The 24,992-nt window shown below is 70.1% G+C and carries 28 protein-coding genes; 19 read left to right on the forward strand and 9 right to left on the reverse strand.

Annotated elements, in window-relative coordinates; genetic code table 11:
* Nucleotides 1–56: 56 nt before the first annotated feature.
* The 3 genes from STRNI_RS38245 to STRNI_RS38255 all read left to right on the forward strand — a co-directional run bounded on the left by STRNI_RS38245 (nucleotide 57) and on the right by STRNI_RS38255 (nucleotide 2,575).
* A complete protein-coding gene (locus STRNI_RS38245) occupies nucleotides 57–662 on the forward strand; it encodes a TetR/AcrR family transcriptional regulator (protein WP_159491445.1) in 606 nt (201 codons plus the stop codon).
* A gap of 357 nt (nucleotides 663–1,019) precedes the next feature.
* Nucleotides 1,020–1,877, forward strand: coding sequence for a calcium-binding protein (locus STRNI_RS38250; protein WP_274733219.1), 858 nt, complete (start codon nucleotides 1,020–1,022; stop codon nucleotides 1,875–1,877).
* A 329-nt stretch (nucleotides 1,878–2,206) separates the two neighbouring features.
* Entirely contained in the window at nucleotides 2,207–2,575 is a 369-nt protein-coding gene (locus STRNI_RS38255; protein ID WP_266436942.1) for a low affinity iron permease family protein, read from the forward strand.
* 91 nt (nucleotides 2,576–2,666) lie between these two features.
* On the opposite strand, the gene STRNI_RS38260 is transcribed toward STRNI_RS38255, so the two are convergent.
* Nucleotides 2,667–3,800, reverse strand: a complete 1,134-nt coding sequence (locus tag STRNI_RS38260) for a glutathione-independent formaldehyde dehydrogenase (protein ID WP_093645986.1) — start codon at nucleotides 3,798–3,800, stop codon at nucleotides 2,667–2,669.
* Nucleotides 3,801–3,972: 172 nt separating this feature from the next.
* Here STRNI_RS38260 and STRNI_RS38265 point away from each other — a divergent pair, with 172 nt between their 5' ends.
* Entirely contained in the window at nucleotides 3,973–4,164 is a 192-nt protein-coding gene (locus tag STRNI_RS38265) for a hypothetical protein (RefSeq protein WP_030931808.1), read from the forward strand.
* Between the two features lie 147 nt (nucleotides 4,165–4,311).
* On the opposite strand, the gene STRNI_RS38270 is transcribed toward STRNI_RS38265, so the two are convergent.
* Nucleotides 4,312–5,244: an SDR family oxidoreductase gene (locus STRNI_RS38270; RefSeq protein WP_277412906.1), complete on the reverse strand. Its 933-nt coding sequence runs from the start codon at nucleotides 5,242–5,244 to the stop codon at nucleotides 4,312–4,314.
* Between the two features lie 180 nt (nucleotides 5,245–5,424).
* On the opposite strand from STRNI_RS38270, the gene STRNI_RS38275 reads away from it, so the two are divergent.
* A complete protein-coding gene (locus STRNI_RS38275) occupies nucleotides 5,425–5,547 on the forward strand; it encodes a hypothetical protein (RefSeq protein ID WP_266436958.1) in 123 nt (40 codons plus the stop codon).
* Between the two features lie 29 nt (nucleotides 5,548–5,576).
* On the opposite strand, the gene STRNI_RS38280 is transcribed toward STRNI_RS38275, so the two are convergent.
* Nucleotides 5,577–6,815, reverse strand: coding sequence for a PP2C family protein-serine/threonine phosphatase (locus tag STRNI_RS38280; RefSeq protein ID WP_159491453.1), 1,239 nt, complete (start codon nucleotides 6,813–6,815; stop codon nucleotides 5,577–5,579).
* 286 nt (nucleotides 6,816–7,101) lie between these two features.
* On the opposite strand from STRNI_RS38280, the gene STRNI_RS38285 reads away from it, so the two are divergent.
* The gene (locus STRNI_RS38285) at nucleotides 7,102–7,428 is read left to right on the forward strand and encodes a plasmid stabilization protein (RefSeq protein WP_093645982.1); all 327 of its coding nucleotides are present in this window, start codon (nucleotides 7,102–7,104) and stop codon (nucleotides 7,426–7,428) included.
* Nucleotides 7,429–7,534: 106 nt separating this feature from the next.
* Nucleotides 7,535–8,359 carry a sulfotransferase domain-containing protein gene (locus STRNI_RS38290; RefSeq protein WP_266436963.1) on the forward strand — a complete coding sequence of 275 codons (825 nt, stop codon included), beginning with the start codon at nucleotides 7,535–7,537 and terminating at the stop codon, nucleotides 8,357–8,359.
* 180 nt (nucleotides 8,360–8,539) lie between these two features.
* On the opposite strand, the gene STRNI_RS38295 is transcribed toward STRNI_RS38290, so the two are convergent.
* Both STRNI_RS38295 and STRNI_RS38300 read right to left on the reverse strand, forming a co-directional pair.
* On the reverse strand, nucleotides 8,540–8,920 hold the full coding sequence (locus tag STRNI_RS38295) for a VOC family protein (protein ID WP_148588216.1): 381 nt from the start codon (nucleotides 8,918–8,920) through the stop codon (nucleotides 8,540–8,542).
* Between the two features lie 230 nt (nucleotides 8,921–9,150).
* A complete protein-coding gene (locus tag STRNI_RS38300; protein WP_277412907.1) occupies nucleotides 9,151–9,381 on the reverse strand; it encodes a hypothetical protein in 231 nt (76 codons plus the stop codon).
* 275 nt (nucleotides 9,382–9,656) lie between these two features.
* On the opposite strand from STRNI_RS38300, the gene STRNI_RS38305 reads away from it, so the two are divergent.
* On the forward strand, nucleotides 9,657–9,962 hold the full coding sequence (locus STRNI_RS38305; RefSeq protein WP_277412908.1) for a hypothetical protein: 306 nt from the start codon (nucleotides 9,657–9,659) through the stop codon (nucleotides 9,960–9,962).
* 163 nt (nucleotides 9,963–10,125) lie between these two features.
* On the opposite strand, the gene STRNI_RS38310 is transcribed toward STRNI_RS38305, so the two are convergent.
* The 3 genes from STRNI_RS38310 to STRNI_RS38320 are packed head-to-tail and all read right to left on the reverse strand — an operon-like array spanning nucleotide 10,126 to nucleotide 12,780.
* On the reverse strand, nucleotides 10,126–10,701 hold the full coding sequence (locus tag STRNI_RS38310) for a sulfotransferase family protein (protein ID WP_159491459.1): 576 nt from the start codon (nucleotides 10,699–10,701) through the stop codon (nucleotides 10,126–10,128).
* Nucleotides 10,694–11,638: an NAD-dependent epimerase/dehydratase family protein gene (locus STRNI_RS38315; protein ID WP_277412909.1), complete on the reverse strand. Its 945-nt coding sequence runs from the start codon at nucleotides 11,636–11,638 to the stop codon at nucleotides 10,694–10,696. Before STRNI_RS38315 ends, STRNI_RS38310 begins: the two co-directional genes overlap by 8 nt.
* Entirely contained in the window at nucleotides 11,638–12,780 is a 1,143-nt protein-coding gene (locus STRNI_RS38320) for a glycosyltransferase family 4 protein (protein ID WP_277412910.1), read from the reverse strand. The genes STRNI_RS38315 and STRNI_RS38320 overlap by 1 nt, the downstream gene beginning before the upstream one ends.
* A gap of 587 nt (nucleotides 12,781–13,367) precedes the next feature.
* Between STRNI_RS38320 and STRNI_RS38325 the strand changes: the two genes are divergently transcribed.
* The 8 genes from STRNI_RS38325 to STRNI_RS38360 all read left to right on the forward strand — a co-directional run bounded on the left by STRNI_RS38325 (nucleotide 13,368) and on the right by STRNI_RS38360 (nucleotide 20,626).
* Entirely contained in the window at nucleotides 13,368–14,261 is an 894-nt protein-coding gene (locus tag STRNI_RS38325; protein WP_274733206.1) for an aKG-HExxH-type peptide beta-hydroxylase, read from the forward strand.
* Between the two features lie 24 nt (nucleotides 14,262–14,285).
* Nucleotides 14,286–15,458, forward strand: coding sequence for a YcaO-like family protein (locus tag STRNI_RS38330; protein ID WP_277412911.1), 1,173 nt, complete (start codon nucleotides 14,286–14,288; stop codon nucleotides 15,456–15,458).
* A 20-nt stretch (nucleotides 15,459–15,478) separates the two neighbouring features.
* Nucleotides 15,479–16,222 (forward strand): class I SAM-dependent DNA methyltransferase, encoded by a 744-nt coding sequence (locus tag STRNI_RS38335; RefSeq protein ID WP_159491468.1) that lies wholly within the window; start codon nucleotides 15,479–15,481, stop codon nucleotides 16,220–16,222.
* A gap of 77 nt (nucleotides 16,223–16,299) precedes the next feature.
* Entirely contained in the window at nucleotides 16,300–17,082 is a 783-nt protein-coding gene (locus STRNI_RS38340; protein WP_159491470.1) for a class I SAM-dependent methyltransferase, read from the forward strand.
* A gap of 10 nt (nucleotides 17,083–17,092) precedes the next feature.
* Nucleotides 17,093–17,983, forward strand: coding sequence for a phytanoyl-CoA dioxygenase family protein (locus STRNI_RS38345; RefSeq protein ID WP_277412912.1), 891 nt, complete (start codon nucleotides 17,093–17,095; stop codon nucleotides 17,981–17,983).
* A 167-nt stretch (nucleotides 17,984–18,150) separates the two neighbouring features.
* Complete coding sequence (locus tag STRNI_RS38350; RefSeq protein WP_159491472.1) at nucleotides 18,151–18,690, forward strand: VanZ family protein; 540 nt, start codon at nucleotides 18,151–18,153, stop codon at nucleotides 18,688–18,690.
* A 101-nt stretch (nucleotides 18,691–18,791) separates the two neighbouring features.
* Nucleotides 18,792–19,226, forward strand: coding sequence for a MarR family winged helix-turn-helix transcriptional regulator (locus STRNI_RS38355; RefSeq protein WP_148591755.1), 435 nt, complete (start codon nucleotides 18,792–18,794; stop codon nucleotides 19,224–19,226).
* Nucleotides 19,223–20,626 (forward strand): MFS transporter, encoded by a 1,404-nt coding sequence (locus STRNI_RS38360; RefSeq protein ID WP_218041870.1) that lies wholly within the window; start codon nucleotides 19,223–19,225, stop codon nucleotides 20,624–20,626. Before STRNI_RS38355 ends, STRNI_RS38360 begins: the two co-directional genes overlap by 4 nt.
* A 116-nt stretch (nucleotides 20,627–20,742) precedes the next feature.
* On the opposite strand, the gene STRNI_RS38365 is transcribed toward STRNI_RS38360, so the two are convergent.
* Complete coding sequence (locus STRNI_RS38365) at nucleotides 20,743–21,795, reverse strand: bifunctional class I SAM-dependent methyltransferase/NUDIX hydrolase (protein WP_277412913.1); 1,053 nt, start codon at nucleotides 21,793–21,795, stop codon at nucleotides 20,743–20,745.
* Nucleotides 21,796–21,949: 154 nt separating this feature from the next.
* Here STRNI_RS38365 and STRNI_RS38370 point away from each other — a divergent pair, with 154 nt between their 5' ends.
* The 3 genes from STRNI_RS38370 (at nucleotide 21,950) to STRNI_RS38380 (ending at nucleotide 24,959) form a co-directional block, all read left to right on the forward strand.
* Nucleotides 21,950–23,491: a hypothetical protein gene (locus STRNI_RS38370; protein ID WP_277412914.1), complete on the forward strand. Its 1,542-nt coding sequence runs from the start codon at nucleotides 21,950–21,952 to the stop codon at nucleotides 23,489–23,491.
* Between the two features lie 65 nt (nucleotides 23,492–23,556).
* Nucleotides 23,557–24,282 carry a nucleotidyltransferase family protein gene (locus STRNI_RS38375; protein ID WP_159491476.1) on the forward strand — a complete coding sequence of 242 codons (726 nt, stop codon included), beginning with the start codon at nucleotides 23,557–23,559 and terminating at the stop codon, nucleotides 24,280–24,282.
* Nucleotides 24,283–24,482: 200 nt separating this feature from the next.
* Nucleotides 24,483–24,959, forward strand: a complete 477-nt coding sequence (locus STRNI_RS38380) for a hypothetical protein (RefSeq protein WP_159491478.1) — start codon at nucleotides 24,483–24,485, stop codon at nucleotides 24,957–24,959.
* The last annotated feature ends 33 nt before the right edge of the window (nucleotides 24,960–24,992 follow it).

The following is a 24,992-nucleotide window of genomic DNA, read 5'->3' on the forward strand; positions in this document are numbered from 1 at the left end:
AACAACCCCCTGTGTTGGCCAGCATAGAATATTATTGCTAGCACAGAGGAGGTGGCGTGACAACGCGACGAGAGCAGACCAGTCACGAGAGCAGCGAGCTGATCCTCAGGGCGGCGGCGGAGCTGTTCGCGGCGAAGGGCTACCGGCAGACGACGTTCGCCGACGTGGCCGAGCGGTCCGGCATCAGCAGGGGATCGATCCCGTGGCACTTCGGCAGCAAGGAAGGTCTCCTGCTGGCCGTCCTCGAACGCTCGGTGGACCTGATCCGCGCCGAACTCATCGAGGAGCCGGGGGAGTTGGCGGCGCCCAAGGAGGCGGAAGCGGGGTTCGACCGTCTGATGGGCGGCGCCGACGCGCTGTTCGCGCAGCCCACCACCAAGCTCTTCGTCACGCTCCTGGTGGAGGCGCTGGAACCGGGCTCGCCGATCCACGGCCGTTACGTCGAGATCCACAACACCCTGCGCGACCACTGCAGACGATGGCTGGAGCGGCTGCCGCTACCGCCCGGGCTGTCCGCCGAGACGCTGGCCGTCACGATCATCGGTGCCGGGATCGGCATCCATCAGCAGTGGCTGCTGGCGCCCGACCGCGTCGACCCCGAGCAGGCGTTGGCCGCGCTGCGCACGCTGGTGACGGCGGCGGCGCTGCCGACCGGGGAATGAGTCAGGGCCCTGCGTGCGTGAGTTGTCCGGGGCGTGGGGGAGGGGTGCGCCGACGGGACGGGGCGAGGTGCTGAATGATGCCGCAGCTGATCCGCCCCTCCGCCGACGGGTGAGGGCCGGATCGGCGGGAGCTGACGGGTATGAACTGCCCACCCACCGGTTCCTGTTGAGCGCCGAGGGCTCCTGAGGGCTGGTCGGCTGCCCCACCCACGGCAGGCGTTCACAAAAAATCCATGCAGATGTACAACCATTCACATCTGTTCGGGGTCTGGTCTTCGGAGTCAGCGGACTCCAGACCGATCCGGGTCCCGTCGAACGCGTCCCACGCCGCGGGGCCCCTTCCTATTCGAGGAATACATGCGCACTCGAGCCACTGTTGCCGCACTGTCCGGCGCCCTGGCCCTCTCCGCCCTCGCCGTCCCGACCGCACAGGCCGCGGACAACCCGGGCGCCCACGCCGTCAAGGCGCAGCTCTCTCCGTTCACTGCGAAGTCTCCCGCCAAGGCCGTGGCGGACGACGCGCGGGGCGACACCAAGATCACGAATGTCACCGTCAACGGCGGCAAGGACATAGTCGTCGGCACCAGCCTGAAGAAGACGTACACCGTCTCGGTGACCGCCACCGACCCGGCCGGCATCTATGACGGCTATGCGTTCCTGTGGCACGGCACCGACCTGAAGACCGGTGTCGACGGCGCCATGACCCCGAGCGTCGACCACGGCACCTGCAAGACGGTCAACGCCACCACCGCCACCTGCTCGGTCACCCTCGTTGCTGACCCGGCGTCCACCGTCTACGGCAACATCCTCGCCGGCCGGTGGCACGTGTTCGCGTCCGCCGTGGGCAAGGACGGCGACTACACCACCCAGGACTCCTACAAGTCCTCCTGGGTCAAGCGGGCGTCGCGGCTGACCACCAACGCCTCGCCGGAGCCCGTGGTGAAGGGCAAGACCGTCACGGTCGCCGGTGCCCTGACCCGCGCCAACTGGGACACCGACAAGTACGCGGGCTACACCCAGCAGTCCGTGCAGCTGCAGTTCCGCAAGAAGGGCGCCGGCAGCTTCAGCACGGTCAAGACCATCAAGTCGGACAGCCACGGCAACCTGAAGACCACCGTGAAGGCTTCCGCCGACGGGGACTGGCGCTACGCCTTCGCCGGTACGTCAACGACCTCGTCGGTGACCTCCACGAGCGACTTCCTCGACGTGAAGTAGGCCGTACGAGGGGGGACTTCGGCCCCTTGATGCGGTGTGGAGCGATGGGTGCCGGCCGCCCGGGATGGACGGGCAACCGCTCCGTTCCGGGCGGCCGGCACCATGGCGGCTGCTGCCGCCCGGATCTCCTCGACGCCGGTGTGCAGGAGCCCGGTGTGATAGGTGACCGGCAGGCAGGAGACCAGTGCGTAGGAGACCGGCAGGCAGGAGATCTGTGACGGTCCGGCGTGCTGTCGGCGCGCCCGGGCCCGTCGCTGTTGAAGTGAAAAACCCTGGCGCCTTCGGCATGGCGCTGTCCGCGGAGCGATCCGCTTGAGTATCCAGGTGCCATGACCCTTCGGCACCCCGTGGAGCGGGGCGGAACGCAGCGGGGGCGGTTCGCCCAACTGGCCGCTAAATCCTCGCATTTCACCAGCTCTCCCGCCTTCTTCGTGGTCTGCCTCGCTCTGATCGCGTTCTTTCTTGCCGCCCATTTCGCGCATCTGCCGCTGGCCTGGCAGCTGATGGCGGGGGACCTGATGGCCGCGGTGACCCTGCTCCTTCTCGCCTTGCTGAAGAATTCCGAGCTCCGCGCGGAACATGCGATCCAGCGGAAACTCGACGCCTTGGCAGCCGCCCTGCTGGAGTCCCATGAAGGCCGGGGTGGCCAGGCGGCGGAGGACCTCAAGAAGGTGATCCGCTTGGAAGAAGAGACGTAGCCCCGCCCGAATGGAAGGCTTCCTGCGGGCGGCCCGCAGGCGCGGCCGACCGGGGTTTCTCGCGGGCCGGACGGGGCTTTGCGGACACGTCCTAGGGATGCAGGACGACCTTGGTGTAGCCCTCGATGCGCTTGTCGAATTTGTCGTATGCCGAGGGGGCCTGGTCCAGGGGCAGGTCATGCGAGACGACGAAGCTCGGCTTTGCCCGGCCCTCGATGATCATGTCGCGCAGGAACCGGTTGTAGCGCTTCACGTTGCACTGCCCCGTACCCATCCGCAGGCCCTTCTCGAAGAGCTTGCCGATCGAGACGAGGAGCATGCCCCGTTTGGCCTGCTCATCCGGGCCGCCCGGATCCGCGGGAACATACAGGCCCGGTACGCCAAGGGCACCGGTCGCCCGGACCGTGTCGACGAGCGAGTTCAGAACGGTCGCCGGTTCCTCGCGTGCCGCGCCGTGTGCCATCGCCTGGTAGCCGACGGCGTCCACGCCCTTGTCCGTGCCGACGCCCTCCGTCAGATCCTTGATCTGCTGCACCGGGTCGCCCTCGGCGAAGTTGATCGGGACCGCGCCGATCTCCTCGGCCTTCGCCAGCCGCTCGGGCACCCGGTCCACGACGAATACCTTGCTCGCGCCGCGCAGCAGCGCCGAGTAGGCGGCCATCAGCCCGACCGGCCCGCCGCCGTACACCGCGACGTTCTCCCCGGGACGTACCTGTGCGAGTTCACAGCCGTGGTAGCCGGTGGGGAAGATGTCGGCGAGCAGGATGAAGTCGGTCTCGTGCTCGTTTCCCGGTGGCAGCTTCAGGCAGTTGAAGTCGGCATAGGGTACGCGCAGATATTCGGCCTGGCCGCCCGACCAGGGTCCCATGGCGACATAGCCGTAAGCGCCGCCCGCAAATCCCGGATTGACGGTTTGACAGAAACCCGTGAATCCCTCGACGCAATTGTCGCAGAATCCGCAGGCGACATTGAAGGGCATGACGACCCGGTCACCCTCCTTGAGGGAGGTGACGCCCTGGCCGACTTCCTCGATGATTCCCATGTTCTCGTGCCCGAAGACGATGCCGGGCTCGGCTGCCGTACGCCCTTCGTACATATGCAGGTCCGAGCCGCAGATCGCGGTAGAGGTGACCTTTACGATCACCTCGTTGGGGTGCTGGATACCGGGCTTGTCGACATTCTCGACAGCCACGGTGAACGGTCCTTTGTAGACGACGGCCTTCATTGCTGCCACCTCCCGCTCAGCGAAGAGTGCGCATGGATTCCCCGCCCCTTTGACGTGAGCTATCACTCATGATTCTCCGGTCTGCTGGGCGGGGCAAGCCGCTAATGTGAGAGGGAATATCCACTCCGGTATCGCAATGTCGCACCGAGAAACGAAAGAGGGAGGGCGACACGTGGCAGCACAGCGACTCGGGACCCTGCTCGTCCCGGTGCCCGGCCTGTCCGGCACCACGTATCCGCCTGGAACCACGGTTACTGTCCGTGGTCGCGGTGCGACGGTCGATGCCTTTGTGAACGGCGACTGGCTCCCCCTGTCGTGGTGGGAATTCTCCGACGGCCTCCGTGAGGACATCGCTGACCGCTGACCGCTGCCGTTGACCGGGCCTGTGTGCGACTTCGCCGTACAGACCGGCTGGCCGAGGCGGAGCGCGAGATACCCGCCCCGCCCAGCCCGCGCCCGCGCCCGAGCCCGCGCCCGCGCCCGGAACCGAGCCCCGGACCCGCGGATGCTGCTACACCCCGTGCGTCCCCTGTGTACCCGCCGTCCCGTCCGTACCCGCCGTCCGATCTGAATCCGCCGTCCGGTCTGCGCGGCCACCGGTGCCGAGGAGTCCTGTGGCATCGAAGCGGACCCGTTCAGCGAGCCGGGGCAGTTCCCGGCGGGAGATCCAGGTGACCAGGGGTGGCAGCACGGGACGGACCGGCTGTGCGAGGCGCAGCCATGAGGGCGCGTAGACGGTGGGGGAGCGGCGTTCGACCGCTGTCACGAGGCGTGCGGCGACCTTCTCGACGGGGTGGACGCGTCTGGCCGGTGGCGGCATGTGGGCGCGCAGTTCCCGTAGCACCCCGTGCTGGTCCGCGTCGCGGATCATGTCGGTATCGGTCCAGTTCAGGTAGGCGATACCGACACCGACTCCTTGGTGACCGAGTTCGGCACGCAGGCACTGGGCGAAGGACTCCACACCGGCCTTGGAGGCGCAGTACGCACTCATCATGGGCGCCGGCCCGAAGGCGGCCGTCGAGGCGATCTGCAGGAAGTATCCGCGCGTGGCCAGCAGGCCGGGAAGGAAGGCCCGCGCGGTGATCGCGCTGCCGATGAGGTTCACCTCGATGACCCGCCGCCAGGTGGCCGGATCCGAGGTGACGAACGGGCCTCCCTCGGCCACACCGGCGTTGGCAACGACTACGGACGGCGGGCCGATGCGGTCATGAATCCGGGCGGCCACGCGGTCCATCGCCGCGTCATCGGTGACGTCCACCTCGAAGGTGTGCGCTTCGACGGGGAGCGAGTCCGCCAGTCGGGCGAGCGACTCCTCCTCCCGGCCGAGTACGACGACCCGCGCACCGTACCGGGCCAGTTCCCGGGCAATGCCCGCGCCGACCCCGCGGGCCGCGCCCGTCACCACTGCGAGCCGCCCCGCCAAGGGCGTCGTCTTGTTTCCCACGTCGTACTCCGAGGCAGATCCGAGGCAGAAGGGACAGTGGTCAAGCCGCAGGCCCCCTCCAGCCGGTCCGCCGGGGCACGGGGGAGAGGTGTGATCACCATAGGCACGGTCGGTCGGGTACCGCCGGGCGGCACGGCAGGCCGATGCCTGACGCCCTGTCTGCCTGGCCGGTCTCCGGTCATGATGGCGAACCTTGCCGGCCTGGGTCACGACGGCGATCTCGCCGGCCTGGCGATCGCCACCCTGCTCCAACAACTCGGCCGGTCGGCGGAGTTCACCGCACACCCGGAGAAGGCCACCTAGGGGGAGACCCTCTGGCGGCGAAGCCCCCGTCACAACCGGGTGATGATCAAAGCGATGTCGTCGCGGGCGCCGCCGGTGAGGCCGAGGTGGGCGAGCAGGGCGTCGGCCAGGCGTTCCGGGCTCAGGGCCCGGAAGCTGCTGAGGGCGTCGGTCAGCCGGGAGAGTCCGGCGTCGATGTCCTCATCGCGGCGTTCGATCAGCCCATCGGTGTACAGCACGAGGGTGTCCCCGGGGCTGTAGGCCAGGCCGGCCTGGGGCCGGGGAACGTGCTGGGGACGGGCGCCCAGCGGCGGGTCGGTGGCCTGGTCCAGCAGCTCATGGCTGCCGTCCGCATGCACCAGGACCGGGGGCGGATGCCCCGCGTTGCTGTAGATGATCAGGCGGCTGCGGGGATCCACCAGCGCTTTGACGGCGGTGGTGTTCAGTGCGCCCTCGACCGATCGGGCGTACAGACCCAGCACCTCCAGCGCCTGGGCGGGCCGCTCCAGGGCGCGAATCGCGGCGCTCAGGGCGCTGCGCAGCATGCCCATGGCCGCGGCGGCCTCCAGGCCGTGGCCGACGACGTCGCCGACCGCCACCGCGAAGCGGCCGTCGGGCAGGTCGACCATGTCGTACCAGTCGCCGCACACGTTCAGCGATCCGGCGGCCGGCAGATAGCGCACCGCGACTTCCCGGTGCCGGGCCAGATCCGGTGACTGGAGCATGGCCTCCTGCAGGGTGACGGCCACCTGGCGCTCACGGGTGTGGGCCTGGCGCAGCTCCTCGTTCAGCCGCTGCAGCTCACGCGCCCTGGCATACAGCTCGGCCTCCAGGGCCTCGCGCTCGGTGAGCTGCCCGGTCGGCGGCCGGTCGCGTCCGGTGCGGGCCTGGACGAATGCGGTCACGTCCTCGACCCGGTGAATGATCCAGGCCACCGCCCCGTCCGGCCCGGGGATCGGCGTGTTGACCGGGGACCACCAGCGCTCCTCGAACGCCCCGGGACGGCCCACGAGGGGGATGTCGTACTTCTGCAGGGCCATCGTGTCGGGCTCACGCGAGGTCAGGACGCGGTGCAGCGAGGCGTTCAGGTTCCGTACGCCGTCGGCCTCGGGGTCGGCGGGGTTGTCCGGGAAGGCATCGAAGATATGCCGTCCGAGCAGGTCATTTCTGGTGCGCCTGGTCGCGTCCAGGTAGGCCTGGTTGACTTCCACGATCACCAGGTCCGGCCCCAGCACCAGGTAGGGGCTCGGCGTGGCGGCGAACAGCGCCGCGTAGTCGATCCCTGACATCGCCGCCGCCTCCCTACCCTTCTCCGTGCCGCCGGCTCCGCCTCCTCACGCTACGGTCCGCCCGCCGCACCCGCCCGCCCACGACCGGAGGAGCCCGAGCCCCCTCCGGCGGACCTCCTCCACCATTCGGCTGCACAGACGCTGCCTGACCGGCTCTCTCCTGTCGCGCACCGCGCCCTTTGCGAGTGGAGTGGTAGAGGCACCGCCGCAGACAGTGGACGCGCCGGCGGTGGGCAGGCGCCCTTCAGCACACGCATGACGCCCCACTCGATCAAGGAGCTGCAGCATGCCGGCAGGTTCGGACAAGAAGCGTGAGCGGCAGTACGAGCACATCAAGGAGAACGCGCTGGAGCACGGCGTCTCGGAGAAGCGCGCCAAGGAGATCGCCGCGCGCACGGTGAACAAGGAACGTGCCCGCTCCGGGGAAGCGAAGTCGGCGGGCAAGGCCTCGCTCCGCGACTCCAAATCCGCCTCTCAGCGCGGTGGCGAGCGCTCCCACAGCGGTCCGCAGGGCCCCACGAAGGACCAGCTGTACGAGGAGGCCAAGCGGAAGAACATCGACGGCCGCTCCCACATGAACAAGGAAGAGCTCCGCAAAGCTCTCGGCCGCTAGGGCCTTTCCTGTCCTGGCCTGGCCGTAGAGAGGGGTACCGGCGGCGACAGGTGTGGCGCATAGTGCGCCCTTGTCCGCCGGCCGACGCTTGCGGACACTGACGGGCATGACGCTCCCCACCCCGTCCCAGGAGGGCTCCTGGGACGCCGCGGACTCCGCCGAGGTCGTTGTCATCTCTTTTCCCAAGTGCGGTCGCACCTGGCTCCGCGTCATGATGGCGAAGGCCATCTCGGCCGGCTGGGGGTTGCCGATGGAGGTCTGCGCGGATCTGCAGCTCACCGCGTTCTGCGAGGTCGAACCGGCCATCCCGCGGATCATCTTCTGGCACGACGACCGGGTCGCCTGGCGCTCCCCGAACGAGCTCTCCAGCGACAAGAGCTGGTACCGCGGCCGCAAGGTGGTCTTCCTCACCAGGGACTTGCGGGACACCATGGTCTCGCACTACTTCCAGCGCACCCGTCGGCCAGGCAACCCGTATCGAGGGGAGCTGGGCGAATTTCTGGCCGCCGAGGAGGGCAGCCTCCGCACCTGCGTCGCCTTCTGGAACATCTGGTACGCCAGCCGCGGCATACCCGACGGCTTCCTGCTGACGTCCTACGAGCGGCTGGCCGCCGACACCACCGGAGAGCTGGCCCGGGTCCTGGAGTTCTGCGGTGTGCCGTCTCCGGCCCCCGGGACGCTACGGGAAGCGGTGGAGTTCGGCGGTTTTGACCGGATGCGCGCCATGGAGGTCGCTGACGTCTTCCACTCGGAAAAGCTCCGCCCCGGACGCCTGGACGACGTCGAGTCGTACAAGACCAGACGGGGGATCGTCGGCGGCTACCGTGACTACCTGACGCCCCAACAGATCGCTTATGCCGGCGCCCAGATCGAGGGCCGACTGGTCCCGGACTGGCAACCACTCGCGTTGGCCGCCGACATGGTCGGCTAGAGCCTGTCGCAAAGTGAGGTCAGGAGCCCGGGGTGCCATGAGGTCTCCGGTGTGCAGGTGCTTCTTGGCCGATGAACCCTCTACCGGAGACCTCACTTACTGCACGATCACGACACGCCCGTCACGCCGGACTTCGAGACAGACCCTGGGTACCTGGTGCCGAGGCGTGACCGATGGGCATCAGAGTGGGTTGAGGCGGGCCTTGAGCAGGCAGAACTCATTGCCTTCGGGGTCGGTCAGGACATGCCACTGCTCCTCCCCTGTCTGGCCGATGTCGGCCGGGCGCGCACCAAGCTTCAGAAGGCGTTCGAGCTCGGCGTCCTGATCGCGGTCGGTGGCGTTGACATCGATGTGCAGCCGGGACTTCCCCTTCTCCGGCTCATCCCTGTAACTGAGGATGATCGTCGGCTGTGGACCACCGAACCCTTCGCGCGGCCCGATCTCCAGCGTGCCGTCGTGCTCACGATCGAGCACGACGAAGTCCAGGACCTCGCACCAGAACCTCGCCAGCGCCTCAGGGTCGCGGCAACCGAGTACGAGCTCACTGATACGACATGCCATAACGAAACCTGCTCTCGGTCCGGGAACTGCCTGGGGGCCACACACGAACCTCACAGGCCCAGCAGTGAAAACAATCCCGCGACCGTACCGGACGAGGTGAGCATGGGCGATTGATTTCTGGCCCGGCTCTGTCCGGGCGGCGGGGTGGCCGGGCAAGGCCGTTGGCCATGCAGCGGGGAAGCTGACTCCGAGGCGCGACGTAGACCGTCTCTCTATGCCATGCCGCAAACTCAGGGTTGGCCGGCTGGCTCGCCATGGCCCTGCCACGGTCGGGCGAGCGTGGTCAGCGCTACCGCAGAGAAGAGAACGAAGCCCAGCACTACGACGGCCGTCGACTGGGCGGTGGTGCTCCCCAGGACGCCGGGTAGAGGTGCGGCCGCGGCGCCCAGCGCGAACTGGGCGCCACCGAGCATGCCGGAGGCGGCTCCGGGGGCATCGCTGTTGTCAGAGAACGAGGGCACAAGGCCGCCCACCGCACGCACGCCCGGTTCACGCGGCAGGCGGCAGGCGGCAGGCGGCAGGCGGCGGTCGGCGGGCAGTGGACGGCAGCCCAAAAAGTCCTTTGACTCTCGTGAAGCGTGGCCTAAAGTGCCGACCGCGCCAGGCCCTTGAGGGTGCGGCGTTCGCCCGGCAGGGGCTGTGGACAAAGGAAGGAGCGTGGCGCCGTGAAGTGGTGGATCTAGCCGTCCGCCCGGAAGGTCCGGGAGTCCGGGCGGCGGGTTCCGGAAGGAACGAGATGTCCCGTACGGACAAGACGAAGCCACTGTGGGTGCGTCACGCGGAGCACAACCCCCGGCCGGTCCACGATCACCGCTACGGTGCCTGCGATCTGCCGCCGCACCCGACGCAGGAGGACGCGGACACCCGCTGCCGGTGGGAAGACCCCGGCATGCAGCTGCTCGGCCGCACCTGCTGTGCGGGGTGCAATGACCGCTCCTGCGTGAAGGAGTGGCAGGAGATGGTCAGGGCCGGCAACCGCAAGGAGCGCTACGCGGGCCGGTGCGAGGCACGCCGTTTCGCCGCCGGAGAGATCAGCGACTGATTCCCGACGACGCCGTACCGCTGCCCAGTGAGGCGCAGGCTGCGGCGCAGGTCCAGGTCCAGCAGCGGGCCACCCCTGTATCGGGGGGTGGCCCCACTGGCTTGGACGACCGCCCCTGGGTGAAGGGCTACCCACCGGCGATGGACCCGGCTTGGCGGACAGATCAGAAACCAGGGAAGGGCTCGTCCGGGATCGGTACGCCGAGGAAGGGGGCCAGGCGCTCGTAGCCCTGTCCGCCGACGATGTCGAGCACCAGCAAGTCGTCGTCCCGGCCCGCGAAATGGCGCCGCACCTGCTCGATGTGCCGGCGGTGGACCCGGGCGAAGCGCGCCGCGTTGAATTCATGGCATCCGTAGACGGCCGCCCGCAGGAAGCGCTGGACCCGGACATAGACCGAGCCGGGGGCCGCCTTGCTGGTGACGGGCCGTTCCCAGTGGTACGCACAGGAGCGCAGCCAGCTCTGCTCCTCGCGGACCGTGAGGATGAACTTGGCGCCGGGCCAGGCGAGATCGAGTTCTTCGTAGTAGGGCGCGACGGTGATGTCGGTGATCCCGTCGCGCTCCGCGAGCAGCGGGAAGCGCGCCGTGCCGTCCACCAGGGCCTGGTAGGTACCCGGGTCGCAGGGGTAGTGGGCCACGTCGAAGCCCAGGGTGCGCAGTGCGGTGGTGAGGGAGCGGGTGCCGGTACGGGACAGTCCGAGGCCGAAGACCTTCGGGCGGGTGGGGCGGTCCTCAGCCATTGAGGTGCCTCCAGGTCATCGTGTGCTTGACCATCGCGGTCAGCCCGTCGTACAGATCCGTCCGGGGGCGGTAGCCGAATTCCCGTGCGGCCAGGGCGATATCGGCTCCGGTGTGCCGGGCCTCGCCGGGGCCGCCCGGCCGCGCATGGAGGATGACCGGCCCGATCAGCTGCTCGACCGTGGTGACCGCCTGCTTCATCGAGACCGGCCGGCCGCCGCCGAGGTTGGCCACACCGGTGAAGCCGGCACAGGCAGCGGCGCGCATGGCGGTGACGACGTCGCCCACGTAGGTGAAGTCCCGGGTCTGCTCGCCGTCTCCGTACAGCGGGAAGGGCCCGCCGGTCAGCGCGGCGTCGATGAGGCGGGCGAAGGCCATGTCGGGGCGCTGCCGGGGGCCGTAGACGGTGAACAGCCGCAGCGAGACGGTGGGCAGTCCGTGCGCGGTGCGGTACAGCTCGCACACGTGCTCGGCCGCCAGCTTGGTGACGCCGTACGGTGAGACGGGCCGGGGACAGACCGTCTCGGGGGTGGGGAAGACCGGCGCGTCACCGTATACGGAGGAGCTGGAGGCGTAGAGGAATTTGCGCAGGGGGCGCCTCCGGGCGGCCTCGACCAGGGTCTGGGTGGCCAGCAGATTGCGGTCGGCGTAGCGGGCGAAATCCGCGCCCCAGGAGGGGCGGACGCCGGGCTGGCCGGCAAGGTGGTAGACGACTTCTGCCCCGTCGAGGAGGGTGCCGAGGTCCGCATCGAGCAGGTCGGCCCGGTGGTGGGTGAAGGCGGGGTGCGGTGCCAGTAGGCGCAGGTTGCGCGCCTTGAGAGCCGGGTCGTAGGAGTCGGTCAGCGCGTCGATGCCGACGACGGTGTCACCGGAGGCCAGCAGATGTGCGCACAGATGGGAGCCGATGAACCCGGCGGCGCCGGTCACCACCGCCCGCATCAGCGGCTCTCCGGCCCGGCGGCCGCCGGGACAGCGGACAGCACCCGGTCCGCGCGGGCCCGCCAGGTGTAGCGCTCGGTCAGCTGCCGCCGGGCCTCGTTTCCCAGGGCCGTACGGAGGGCGGTGTCCTCGGCGAGCTGTGTGACGGCCTGCGCCCAGTCCGCGACGGAGCCGGGCGGACGGAGGAGGCAGTTGACCCCGTCGGTGAGGACTTCCCGGAGGACGGGCAGGTCCGAGGCGATGACGGCCTTGCCGTACGCCATGTACTCGAAGAGCTTCATCGGTGACACCCAGCGGCTGATCTCGCCGACGCCTCCGGCGCAGTACGCCCGCCGCTGGTAGGGCGCGAGAACGATGTCGAAAGCCCGGTAGAAGGGGGCCAGTTCGGCCGGCGGACGATGACCGTGGAAGTACACATGGGGCTGGCGGCAGCGGCTCTGCCAGTGTGTGCGGTCCGCCGTCGTGCCGCCGACCAGATGGAAATCGGCGTCGGGGAGCTGCTCCGCCAGGCCGAGGATGACGTCCGTGCCCCGCCCGGGGTAGAGATGGCCGACGTAGCCGATCCGTAAGGCCTGTTCCCGGCCGGGTAAGGGGGCCACCGGGCCGTCGAGCGGCACCGGATCGGCGCAGTCGTGGGCGGCGACCAGGTCGACGGTGTTCAGGGCGGTGAGCTCCGGGAAGGCCGCGCGGTAGTCGTCGGCGAGTGCCTGGGAAACGCACACCACCCGGCGCAGGTTGGGCCTGCGGAACAGTGACCGCTCCACCGCCCGGATGCTGCGGCTGGGCCACAGCAGATGTGTCTCGTACACCAGCGGTGCCAGACCCGAGCAGGCCAGCAGGGCGAAGGGGTCGCGTCCGTAGAGCAGGTCGGGCACGCCACGGCGGCGGAGATCGGCCCGGATCTGCCGGGCCCGGATCCATTTGCCCGCCCCCGGCACCGCCGGCTGCCCGTGGGGGCGTACCTCGAAGCGGTTGCGGGTGCCGTAGTAGGCGTGGATGTCGTCGGCGGGGGTGGTGCCCGGCAGGGCGTGGAGGACGACCTCGTGGCCGGCGTCGGTGAAGGCGTCGCACATCCGCATGACATGCACACCGTTTGCGTAGACGGAGGGGATGCTGCCGCTGTGCAGATAGGCGATCCGCATGGGTGAAGGGGCCTCCGGGCGTCGTGGTGACGGGCGCCCATGCTTCCCATCGCCACCTCCGGTCACAACCGGGCCGGGCGAGCGGCCGGTGGCACGGCGGGGCGCATGGCGGCGCACACCCGATCGGCCCGGCGGAGATATCAGCCAGATCGGGGAACCACTGGTGTCACATGCTTCCCGCGCGGCCCGGGCGTCCGGTGCTCCGCGGCGCACTGATCCACTGCTGGCCTTCGGCGGAGCGTGTTCCACGGGTGACGGCGCACGCGAGCCGGCAGGCGTCCGGTTTCCGTACGGCAGTGCGGTGAACGTGTGGTCTGCCGGTCAGGGGCCCCGTACGTTCGATGCGGGCGTCAGCTGACGCTCCTTGAGGTGTGCGACCCGAGCGGGAAGGACGGACATGGAGCACGAGGACATCGAGCAGGTCACCGAGGAGCTCCCCGACTACGCACTCATGATCGACCTTCCGGACCAGGACTGATCCAGATCGGCTGCCTGCTACCCGCCGCGCCTGTCCCCGAGCCCAGAGGTCCGGACCTCGGGGGTTCTGATGCCCAGAGGTGGAGTGTGAACTCGGTGGAGGTGAACCGGTGCTGCGGGTAGCCCCCGATGCGCAGGCGGCCCGCCGCGACGAGGAGGCCGTACGGCGGGTGGCAGAAGGCGTGTTGGCGGCCGCCGGGGTCCGGGCGGCCGCGGCGGCGGGCCCCGCGCTCGTGGCCGCCGCCTTCGCCGTGCAGACCGCGAACCTGCCGAACGTGACCGCAGGCACGGACACCGCGACGGGAGAGCCCCTGGGGCCCGTCGGGCCGGCACCGCACCTTGCCCGCTCCGTGGAGCGTGCGCTGGCCGCGCGGCCCCGCGGCGCCGACCTCAGGGGCGGGTCGCGGCTGGTCGGCTGGGAGCGGGCAGAGCGTGCCGTCCTGGACGACAGCCGGGACCGGCTCGCCGCCGCCTGGCCGGAGATGCTCACCGAACTACGTATCTGCGTGGCACAGGTGGCACTGCTGGAGGGCCGGGCGATCGACGGCTTCACCGACTTCGCCACCCATGGCGCCGTCTACGTCAACCGCGCCCGACTGGGCGCGAGTCCCCGCGGTCTGCCCGGACCGGTCCGGTTCGCCGAGGCACTGGTACACGAGGGCACCCACACACGCTGCAACGCCGCCCAGTTGAGCAGTCCGTTCCTCACCTCCGCCGCCGACGGCGTGGACCCCGTACGGACCCCGCTGCGGGCCGATCCGCGCCCACTGGCGGGCCTCTTCCAGCAGGCGGTGGTCCTGACCCGCTGCACGGAGCTCTATCGGCGCCTGCTGGACGCGGAACACACCACCGCCACCCCTGCTCTGGCCGCCCGCCGGGACCGGTTGTCGAGCGATGCGCGGCAAGCCATCGGCACCCTGCGGCAGCACGGGGAGTCCCTCACCGCGCACGGACTCGCCGTCCTGGGGGAGTGCGACGCCCTGCTGCGCCCGACCGCCGTCTGATCCACCGTCCCCGGGAGTCCGTCTGTGCCGCCCGCCGCTGCCCGCGCCCTGCCGACCGCCTGGTCCCCGCAGGTCTTCGCACCGTTCCCCGGTGAATCCCAGCTGCTGTTCGGCCGGGTCGCCGCCCGCAGTCCGCTGTTCGACGCCACCGCGAGCGCCGGCGGGCAGCGGGTGCTGATCGGCAGCGCGGCGGGCACCCGGGCGGCCGACGTCGCGGTGCGGGCCCGAGGCGAGCTGCTGGAGCGGATGGGCAATGTCCTGGCCGGGCGCGCGGCGGAGGCATCCCCTGCCCTCGTCGCCAGCCACGCCGAACTACGGCGCAGGCGGGCGCCCGCGCTCGATCCGGCACCCTGGGCGGGGACCGAGGCCCGCGCCGCACACCAGCTCTGGATCACCGGGCGATCCCTGCTCTCCGATACGGAGATCCTGGTGCCGGCCGCGCTGGCCTTCCTGCAGCACCGCCCACCCGCCGGCTGCACCGCCCCGGCACGCGCCGGCTCCACCGGTCTGGCGGCCCACCGGCAGCGGTCCGCGGCCGTCGAGCACGCGGCCTGGGAGATCCTGGAACGCGACCTGCTGCGCCGCAGCTGGCAGGCCCCCGCGGAACATGCGCCCGCCGCCACCGGAGTGCTGGACGAACTTCCCCCGCCCGTGCACCGCGTGTGCGAGCGACTCGGCGTGCACGCCACCGCGCTGACCCTGTCCGCGCCGGGAGCCTGCGCCGTCGCCGTCTGCCTCCACACCACCGCCGGCCGCGAGCAGACCTTCGGCGCGCGCTGCGGCCCGGCGGCCGAGCGCGCGGACCTCCTGGCACGGGCCGCGCAGGAGGCGCTGCTGGTGCGCTGGAGCATGAGCACCCCGGCGGCCCAACGTGCCCATGAGCGGCTGGTGTCGACGGGTGCGCCGGCATCCGCGGTCGCGCACGCGCTGTGGGCCTACCACGGCCATCAGGACGCACTGGCGCGCTGGCTGCAGTACGGCCCCACCCCCCTGCCGACACCGCGGAACGCACCCGTGGATCCCGTGAACCCCGTCGGCCTGCTCGCCCAGCACACCGGCGAGGACATCGTCTGCGTCGACACGTCCCCCGCCGCACTCCGCGAGGAGCACCTGGCCTTCGTCCGTCTGATCGCCCCCGGCGCCCGGCCGCTGCCCTCCGTGGCCGCCCCCGGCACGCCGCCGCACCCCTTCGGCTGAACCCCTTCCAGAGGAGCACGATGACGACGGTTCCCCGTTATGCGGGCGACTTCGCCGACCGCTACGACGACTGGTTCACCCCGTCTACCGGCAGCACCAAGGAGACCGTGGACCTGCTGGCGCGGCTGGCCCGGAGCGCGCCGCCCGGCCCCTTGCTCGAACTCGGCATCGGCACGGGCCGGGTGGCCCTGCCGCTGGCCGGGCGCGGGCACCAGGTCCACGGCATCGACGCCGCCCCGACCATGGTCGACCAGCTTCGCGCCAAGCCCGGCGGCGACGAACTCACCATAAGCTTCGGTGACTTCTCCGAGGTGGACCACGACGGCGAGTTCGCCATGGTCTATGTCGCCAATGGCACCTTCTTCGAACTGCCCACCCAGCAGGCCCAGTTGCGCTGCTTCGCGAGGGCGGCCCAGCGCCTGCTGCCCGGGGGGCTGTTCGTCCTGGACGGCCACCTCCCCGAGGTGCTGGCGGCCCACAGCGGCGGCGGCGCCCAGTCCGTGGCGAGTGCGAACGGTGATCCGATGCTGCGCACCCGTCGTCTCCAGCCCGCCTCCCAGCGCTACACCTCCGACTACCTGGTGCTCGACGAGGGCATCTTCCGGCACGTCCAGGTGGTCTTCCGTTACGCGGCCCCGGGCGAGCTCGACCTGATGGCGGCGGCCGCCGGCCTGCGGCTGCGCGAGCGGTTCGGCGGGTGGTCCGGTGCCCCCTTCGACGACAGCAGCCGCTGGCACATCAGCGTCTACGAGCTGCCGGCATGACCGCGCCGAGCGGGTCGCGTGACCCACAGCCGAGCGGGTCGCGTGACCCACAGACGTACCTCAGGAAGAACCATGAGATGTGGCAGCGGTGGACGCCGCTGAAGGCCGCATCCGCCCAATACGATCTCGCGGGGTTCCGGACCGGCGGCTCCCGGATGCGTGCGCTGGAACGCGCCGAGGTCGGCGAGGTACGCGGCCGCTCGCTGCTGCACCTGCAGTGTCACGTCGGGCTGGACACCCTCTCCTGGGCGCGGCTGGGGGCGCAGGTGACCGGTGTGGACTTCTGCGCCGAGGGCGTGGCCACCGCCCGCTCCCTGGCCGCCGACGTCGCCCCGTCGGCCGTCTTCGTGGAAGCGGACGTCCTCGACCTCCCGTCCCGGCTCGACGGCACCTTCGACATCGTCTACACCTCGCACGGGGTGCTCGGCTGGCTGCCGGACCTGTACCGCTGGGCCGAGGTCGCCGCGCACTTCACCGCGCCGGGCGGCTTCGTCTACGTCTTCGAGTCGCATCCGGCGGCCTGGATGCTCGACAACAAGGCCGACCGTCCCGAACTGCGGCTCCGCTACTCGTACTTCGGCGAGGAGGAACCGCTGGCCTTCGAATACCGCAGTCCGACCGCGGTACCCGAGGCGGAGCTGCCCGGCTGGGAGTACGCCTGGGGCCATTCGCTCGGCGAGGTCGTCAGTGCACTGGCGGCCGCCGGCCTGCGAGTGGAGTTCCTGCACGAGTGGCCGTTCGTGGCCTGGCGATTGGTGCCCTTCATGACCCAGGGGCAGGACGGCTGGTGGCGGCTCCCGGAGGGCCTGCCGTCGATGCCGTTGTCCTTCTCGCTGCGCGCGAGCAAGCCGTCCGACTGAGGGAGCGGATGTGTCACTGGCGACCCTGCACGCGTCAACGGTCGGCGAGCTGCGCCTGCGCCAGGTGCTCGACGGCCATCTGGTCGTGGTCCGCGGCGGGTTGCACCAGCTCGTCCCCGGCAGCACCTTCCACCGTGCGGCGCTCGCCTCCGTCACCTCCGCCGTCTCACCGCAAGCGGCCGGCCGGCTCGCGGAACGGGGCCTGGAGCATCTGCACCATGTCGCCGGCGCCGAACAGGTCCGGGCGGTCCGCGACGAGCTGGACCGCCGGCTGCGCCCGGCCGCCCAGCGGCTGCTGCTCCGCTTCGCCGCAGCGCTGCCGCCGCAAGGACGCCGGCTGTATGTGAGCGACCACCTGGGCGTGCGGATCATGCCGCCGCAGGCCGCCGTCCGCGGCAGGGAGGAGGAACTGCGCCCCTACACCGGCTTCCTGCTCCCGAACGAGGCGCACACGGACTCCTGGTTCAACACCGCCGTCAACTCGGTCAACCTCTGGATGGCCGTCAGCCGGGTGCGCCAGGACAACGGTCTGACCTTCTGGCCCGAGGCGTACCGGCGCCCCCTGCGGCACGACGGTGTGCGCCTGCTGCCGGACCAGCCGGTCGGCGACCCGGTGGAGGTCGAGCTGGAACCGGGCGACCTGCTGGTCTTCGCCGGCGACCATCTGCACGCCACCCGCCCGAACACCGGCCCGGAGACCCGCTGGGTGATCACCAAACGCCTCTGCGTCGGCCCACCCCGCTACCACCCACGCGCCACCGGCTGGACCCCCTACCTCGACCCCCGCCTCCTCGACACCCCCCTGCAACCCCTGGCCTCCCTACGATCGGCCCTCACACTCGGCCGCATCCGCCAACTCGCCCGCGAATACCACCAGTTATGGTCCCGCTTACGTCACTGACCTCCCCCGTCAGCCGACCGGGCCGCTGCGGGGCCGCCTGCGGATCCGCCTGGGACGCCGCCCCTCAGCGCAGGCTTCACCGCTGCCGGTGAGGGCCTCCGCAGCAGTCCTGCACCACAGCGGCGTCTCCGCGGCGCACCAGAAGCGACGGTCGGTTACCGTTCCCCATGCCTTTCGCTGTGATTGCTCTCCTTGCCGGATTCGCCGGTGCTCTCCTCACCTGGCCGGCCACCCGGACCCGCCGCACCTCCCAGCGGGTCCTGCTGGGCCTGGTGTGGCTGTGGGCCGCCGGAGTCGTCAGCCTCACCTTCGGCACGCCCTCGGGCGGGGGCCGGCCCGTCAACATCGCCCTGCTCGACGTGAGCAACCCCGCCGACCTCATCGATTTCCTGGTGAACATGGCGCTGTTCCTCCCGGGCGGAATCCTGTTCGCCGCGCTCGGCTGCCGCTGGTTCACGGCAGGGCTCTTCGGATTCCTCGGCTCCCTCGCAATCGAGACGGCCCAGCACCTCGTCCGATGGGGGCGTACCGCCGACATCAATGACCTGCTCTCCAACACCGCCGGCTGCCTGGCCGGCTTCGTAGGCGCAGCGCTCGTCCTCAGCATCCTGGGGAGGCCGACGCCCCCTGGCGGGCAGCATCCCCGCATCGGGAGCCAGTCGCAGGCATCGGCGCCGCTGAGTGGGTCCGGGGCCGGTCGCCGCTAGAACGTGTCATCGGGGGGAGGGGGCAGGGCTTCCAGCACGCTGTCAGGCCACTTCGCGAAAGCCGATGGACGTGCTCAACTGTGAAGGCTAGCTTTCCCATCATGGCGGATGATCTGGATGTGAACGCGGTGGGTTCGGCGCTGCAGGTGAGCCTCGGTCTGTTCGTGCGACGGCTTCGCCAGCCGCTTCCGGGCGAGCTCACGCTTCCCGAGGTGTCGGTCCTGTCGCGCCTGGAGCGGGCCGAGTCGACGACGAGCGAGCTGGCCCGCGCCGAGCAGATCACGCCGCAGGCGATGGGGATGACGCTCGCCGGGCTGGAAGAGCGCGGGTTGGTGCGGCGCCGCCCCGATCCCGCTGACGGCCGGCGGGTGGTCATGTCGGTCACCGAGGACGGGCAGCGGGAGCTGCGGAACCGGCGTAGTGCCCGTGCCGAGCAGCTGGCGGAGGCGCTCGCCGCGGGCGGGTTCACCCGCGCCGAGCTGGAGACCCTGAGGGCGGCAGCGCCGCTGATCGAACGGCTGGGTGAGAACCTGTGACGCCGGCGGCCGTACCGCCCGGCACCACCCGCACCACGAACGCGTTCTCGTGGCGGTTCGTGACGCCGCTGTTCACGGGATCGGCGATCAACGCGATCAATACCTCGCTGATCGCGACCGCGCTGGTGCCGATCGCGGCCGCCGTCCACGTCTCGGTGGGGCGGACCGCGGTGTTGGTCTCGGCGCTCTACCTGGCCTGCGCGATTGCCCAGCCGATGGGCGGGAAGCTGGCGGAGGAGTTCGGTCCGCGCCGGGTGTTCCTGGCCGGCATCCTGATCGTCCTGGCGGGCGGGACCGTGGGTGGCCTGGGCCAGGATCTGACCGCCCTGGTCGTGGCCCGGGTGCTGATCGGGGTGGGCAGCTCCGCCGTCTACCCCTCCGCGATGCTGCTCATCCGCCGCCGGGCGGAGGCGACCGGGCTGGACGCACCGCCCGGCGGCGTACTCGGGGGCCTGATGATCGCCGGTGCGGCCACGTCCGCCCTCGGCCTTCCGATGGGCGGCATGCTGGTCGATGCCTGGGGATGGCGGACCACGTTCTTCATCAACCTCCCCTTCGCCCTACTGGCCCTCGCCATGGCCTACTTCTGGATTCCCTCCGACCCGCCGGTCGTGGGATCGAGAACACTTCGGGAGCTCGCGGCGCGCCTCGACGTGGCGGGCATCGTCGGCTTCGCCGGGGCCATCGCCGCTCTGTTGGTGTTCCTGAGGGGACTTCCGCACCCCGACTGGCTCGTTCTCGTCCTGGCCGCCGCCATCGGTGCCGGGCTCGTGTGGTGGGAGCTACGGACGAGCCGTCCGTTCTTCGACGTACGCCTGCTGGGCAAGAATCCGGCGCTCACCCGCACCTACCTGCGCTTCGCCGTGGCATCGCTGTGCGTCTACACCGTCCTCTACGGGCTCACCCAGTGGCTCCAGGCCGGTCGGAACATGTCCTCCGAGGCGGCCGGCCTGCTTCTGCTGCCCATGAGCGCGCTCTCCGCCCTGCTCGCCCGGCCGATCTCGCAACGGAACCTGGTCCGCATGCCGCTGATCGTCGCGGCGGTCTCCTGTCTGGCTGCCTCGGCCGGGGTGCTCGCGCTCACCGCGAGCACACCGACCGTCTGGATCGTGGTCATCACCCTGGTCTTCGGGATCACCCTGGGCACCACCATCAGCGCCAATCAGACGGCCCTGTACACCCAGGCCGGCTCCGGTGAGATCGGTACCGCTGCGGGGCTGTTCCGGACGTTCGGCTTCCTCGGCTCCATCGCCTCGTCCGCCCTGATCTCCGTCGTGTTCCACACCCAGGTCAGCGACCACCGCCTGCACCTGATCGCCCTGATCATGGTCATCGTCAGCGTCCTGGGCCTGATCCTCGTGATCACCGACCGCACGGTCATGACCCGCGCCCGGGCGTGACGCGCTGGCCCGCCGGCCGGGCCTCCTCCACCTAAGCTGGTTCGTCAGCGTCAGCGTCCGGTGCGGCAGGCGTGCTTCGCGGCTCGGGGCTTCCACTCGCGCCCGTTGGACCAGAGTTAGACGAGAGGGTGCCGGTGGACGGGCGGCAGACCGGGCAGCAGTCCGGGCCAGACGACGTCCAGGACGTGGGCGCTGGGTGTGAACAGTGCGGCGGCAAGAGCCGGAAGGTCGGCGACGTCGTGCCACTCCCAGCGGTGGATGAGATCCGGCTCCCGTACGGCCGGTTTGCCGCAGAAGTCGACGACGCGCACCGCGGCGGTCACCCGCGGCATGCCGTGAACGGCGTCCATCAGGATCGCCAGCAGCCGCGCATCGGCCGCCTTGGCCCGCAGGCCGGTTTCCTCTTCGAGCTCGCGCACGGCGGCCTCGACGAATGATTCATCGCCGTCGTTCTTGCCGCCGGGCAGCTCCCATGTCCCCCGCAGCGACCTGCCCAACAGCACCCGGCCCGCTTCGTCGGTCACCACGACGCCCGCACCGGTCAAGGCGTGCGGGGACGGGCGTCCCTTGCCGCGGTAGGCCACCGGGCCCGGGGCGGGGTCGCGCAGCACGAGGAACGCCAGCCCTTCCGCGTCACGTCGTTCGACCGTGTGCCAGCCGGCGGACAGCAGGGTGATCTCTTCCTCGTCGAGTGCGATGGCGCGGCGGTCGGCCGGCACCCCCGCCACGACCGGGGTGATCACCACGACCGCGCCGCCGGGGCGCAGCCGTTCGCGCAGTCGGTGCATGACGCGGGTGCGGTCGCCGATGAAGGCATAGCTCAGCCGGAAGGCGATCAAATCGTACGAGGAGCGCAGGCCGTCGAGGGGATCCCGTTCGATGTCGCACTGCACGAACCGCACCGTGCCGGATGCCGGTGGCGTCTGCTCGGCGATGCTGAGGGCCGAGGCGGCGAAGTCGACGGCATCGACGGTGTAGCCGGTGGCCGCGAGGTGGCGGGCGAGATCGCCCAGGCCGCAGCCCACGTCCAGGGCATGGCCGCCACCGGGCGGTGCGGGAACCAGTTCACGGAGAAAGGTGAGTTCGGCGTCGCTGAGCGGACGGAAGGTACGGCCTTCGCCATAGTGGGTGTCCCATGCTTCCTGTGCTTCCCGCGTGACGTTTCCCATCGCGATACTGCCTTTCAGCGTCTTGAGCGAGCCGGACATGCGGTACGGCGTCCAGCGGAAGTTTGCCCCTCGTACCTTGACGGCAACGTCCGGACCGTGACTTCCCACAACGTGCCCTGGCCGGGGCGGGGTTACCTGCCCCTACAGTGTCCGCATGATGGCTGAGACACAGGCGGAGAACTCCCCGCAGAAGCTGCTGCAGACGTGGACCGACGACCTGCCGTATCAGCTGCTGCTCCTGGAGAAGGTGCACCTTCCCGAGGACTTCTCCTTCGACTACTGCCCCAAGTCGTTGGCCGCGCTGGAGACGTGCCTGCTGGAGCACGACGGATCCGTCCAGGAGAGCGAGAAGCGGCCGGAGTTCGAGGAGAGCGCGAAGCAGAGGGAGTTCGTGGAGAGTGCGATGGCCTACCTCGGCGAAGTGCTGCTCGGTGTCGCGGGCGGTGCCTGGGGGTGGCACGCCCGGCCGGTCGGCGGACTCCCGGGGCAGCCTGTCGTCTGCCCGGACCCGGATCTCGGACTGTCGCCCGTCGCACCGATGCTGCTGATCTCGTACGCCCTCCGGGTCCGCACGGGGACCGCGTTCGCCGAGGAGACAGAGCGGCTGCGACAGGCCGTGACGGCGCGGCAGCAGGAGATACCGGGGTGGCAGCCGGTCAAGGAGCACACGCCGCACGTGGACCCCAGGCTGCCGCTGCCGGAGGATCCGGTGCTGACGGCGTGGCTGGCCGAACGCAAGGAGGCGCTGTCCGGCTGGGTCGAGGACGCGTTCGCCGGAGCGTGGCGGTGGAATTTCCACCCCGACACGTTGGACTGGCTGGAAGTCGTCGTGAAGCAGCGGTTCGCCACGGTGGAGGAATTCGACGCGGCGCGCGACGAGCCGTTCGTGCAGGGCGCCTGCTGGTATCTGGGGGAGGTGATCCGGCGCAACAAGGGGGCGGTGTGGCAGTACATCCCGTTCGATCCTGACGCCGAGCCCTGGGCCCTGGGCTCGCGGGAGAACGTGTGGACCGAGGTGCCGTTCGTGGACCAGCCGGACAAGCGGGTCGGGGGCGCGGCGATTCCGCTGGGGTGCTTGCGTGAGCTGCTCCTCGACGAGGAGGTGCACGGGGAGCGGCAGGGGGGCGGCCTGCGGGACGAGCTGTTCTGGTTCAGGGCGTCCTCGTACGCACACGTGGGGGCGCTCCTGACGCGGATGGGCATGGTGTCCCGGGAGAAGGCCGAGAGCGTGCTCGCGGGGTGTGCCGGGTTCGCGCACCATGAGCTGCCACCCCATGAAGTGCCCGGCGCGCTGGAGGAGTTCGGCGTGGCGATCTCGGCCCACGCGGACGGTGTCGGTGATCTGGAGGGGAGTTACACGAGGATCCTGGAGGAGGCCGCGGCACTCACCGACGGCGCGGTCACCATCACCGACGTCAGGCTGTACGGGGGTGAGTACGGCGAAACCCTGGAGTTCGCCCGCAACGGTGTCGTGGTGACCCAGGATACCGAGCACCGGTCGCACAAGTACCTCGACCATCTGGCGATCATGGAATTCATCGACCATGTCGATCCCGATCCCAGCGACGACGCACGCCGGTTCTACCAGGTCCAGTTCGTATACCTCAGGGAGGCCACCTACGACAGCTACTACGTTTTCGCCACACCGGAACAGGCCACCGTGCTGGAGAAGGAACTCGGCCTGGATCTGCACTGAACGGGGCATGCGACCGCGCCGCTTGTGGTGGAAGACGCCCTCCGGGGCTGGCACGATGAACGCCCATGAATGATCCAGCAGCCCCAACAGCCCTGGCTCTTGGCCTGGTTACCAGCCGCTTCCCGCACGCACTGGGCGCGACACTCGGCGGTTCGGCCGCCCAAGGCCGGGCAACTCCGACCAGTGATCTGGACGTGGCCGTCCTGCTTCCGGACTCGGACACCAGCCGCCGCGAGGTGGTACGCCACGACGGTCGCTTGGCCGAGCTGTTCCTGCACACCCTCGCGGACCTTCCCGGCGTCTTCGCACGGGACCGAGCGCGTCGGCGGGGCACCGTGCTCTTCCTCTATGACCAGGGCGTGCCCCTGATGGATCCGCACGGCCAGGTGTCCCGAGCACGCGCACAGGCCCGAGCGGTACTCGCGGCCGGCCCGCCACCGCTCACCCCGGCGGAGTGGGAACGAGGCCGCTACTACCTCACCTGCTTCATGGACGACCTGATCGACACTCAGCCGGCCGACCGCTATGAACAGCTCGCCCTCGCCGACTCGACCCTGGGCGAGTCCGCGCACCTGCTCACCGCCCACCACGGCGCCTGGACAGGCATCGGCAAATGGCTGCCCCGCAGACTGCTCAGCGCGGATCCGGAACGAGGCAGGGCCCTGCTGGACGGACATCGAAGTGTGGCCGAACAGGGCGACCCTGCGCCCTTGGCAGCCGCGGCGGAGCAGGTGCTCGACCTGCGCGGCGGCCCGCTGCGCGAGGGGTACACACAACCCTGGGGTGGGTGACCAGCGGCGTCGGCTGAATGCGTAACTCGATCACTACTCTCCGCAGTTTCGAACCTGCTCGAATTCTGTGTACTGCTGTGCGACAAGTGCTTGAATCGACTCTGACGCCGGGCGGTGCCCGGGGGCTGAGGGGGCATTCCGTGACCGGGAAGGCTCCCCTCCCACGTCGGCAACACCGTTGATGCAAGGGGGAGAAGAACATGCAGCGCAACATCATGCGGACGTTGACCGCGGCCGCGTTGAGCACGGTGGGACTGATCGGGATCGGCACGGCCACCGCGGACGCCACCACAGCCACTCCGGCCGTGACGACCGCAACGGCAGATGACTCCGCGACGACCGCAGCGGCAGATGACTCCGCGGCACCGGCCGAGGTGGGCATCAATGCGGCCAAGTTCTATTTCTTCAAGGACGACAACCGGCACGGCGGCTATGCCTACGTCACGGGTTCCGACCGCGACCTGAGGAACAACCGCTGGCTGAGCGGACCGCACAAGGGCCGCACGATCAACAACGGCACCAGCTCGGTCAACAACACCACGTCCCACTTCGTGGTGCTCAGCGACCACGCCGGCAGCTGCGTCGGGCCGCACTACTACTCCAATGCACACAGCTCCGACAACGACCTGTCGAACAACGGCTTCGACAACAAGGCCAGCTGTGTGACGTTCCGGTAGCAGCGCAGTGCGGTGGGGCGTCCGTGAGAGCGG

Source organism: Streptomyces nigrescens (assembly GCF_027626975.1).
Lineage (GTDB): Bacteria > Actinomycetota > Actinomycetes > Streptomycetales > Streptomycetaceae > Streptomyces > Streptomyces nigrescens.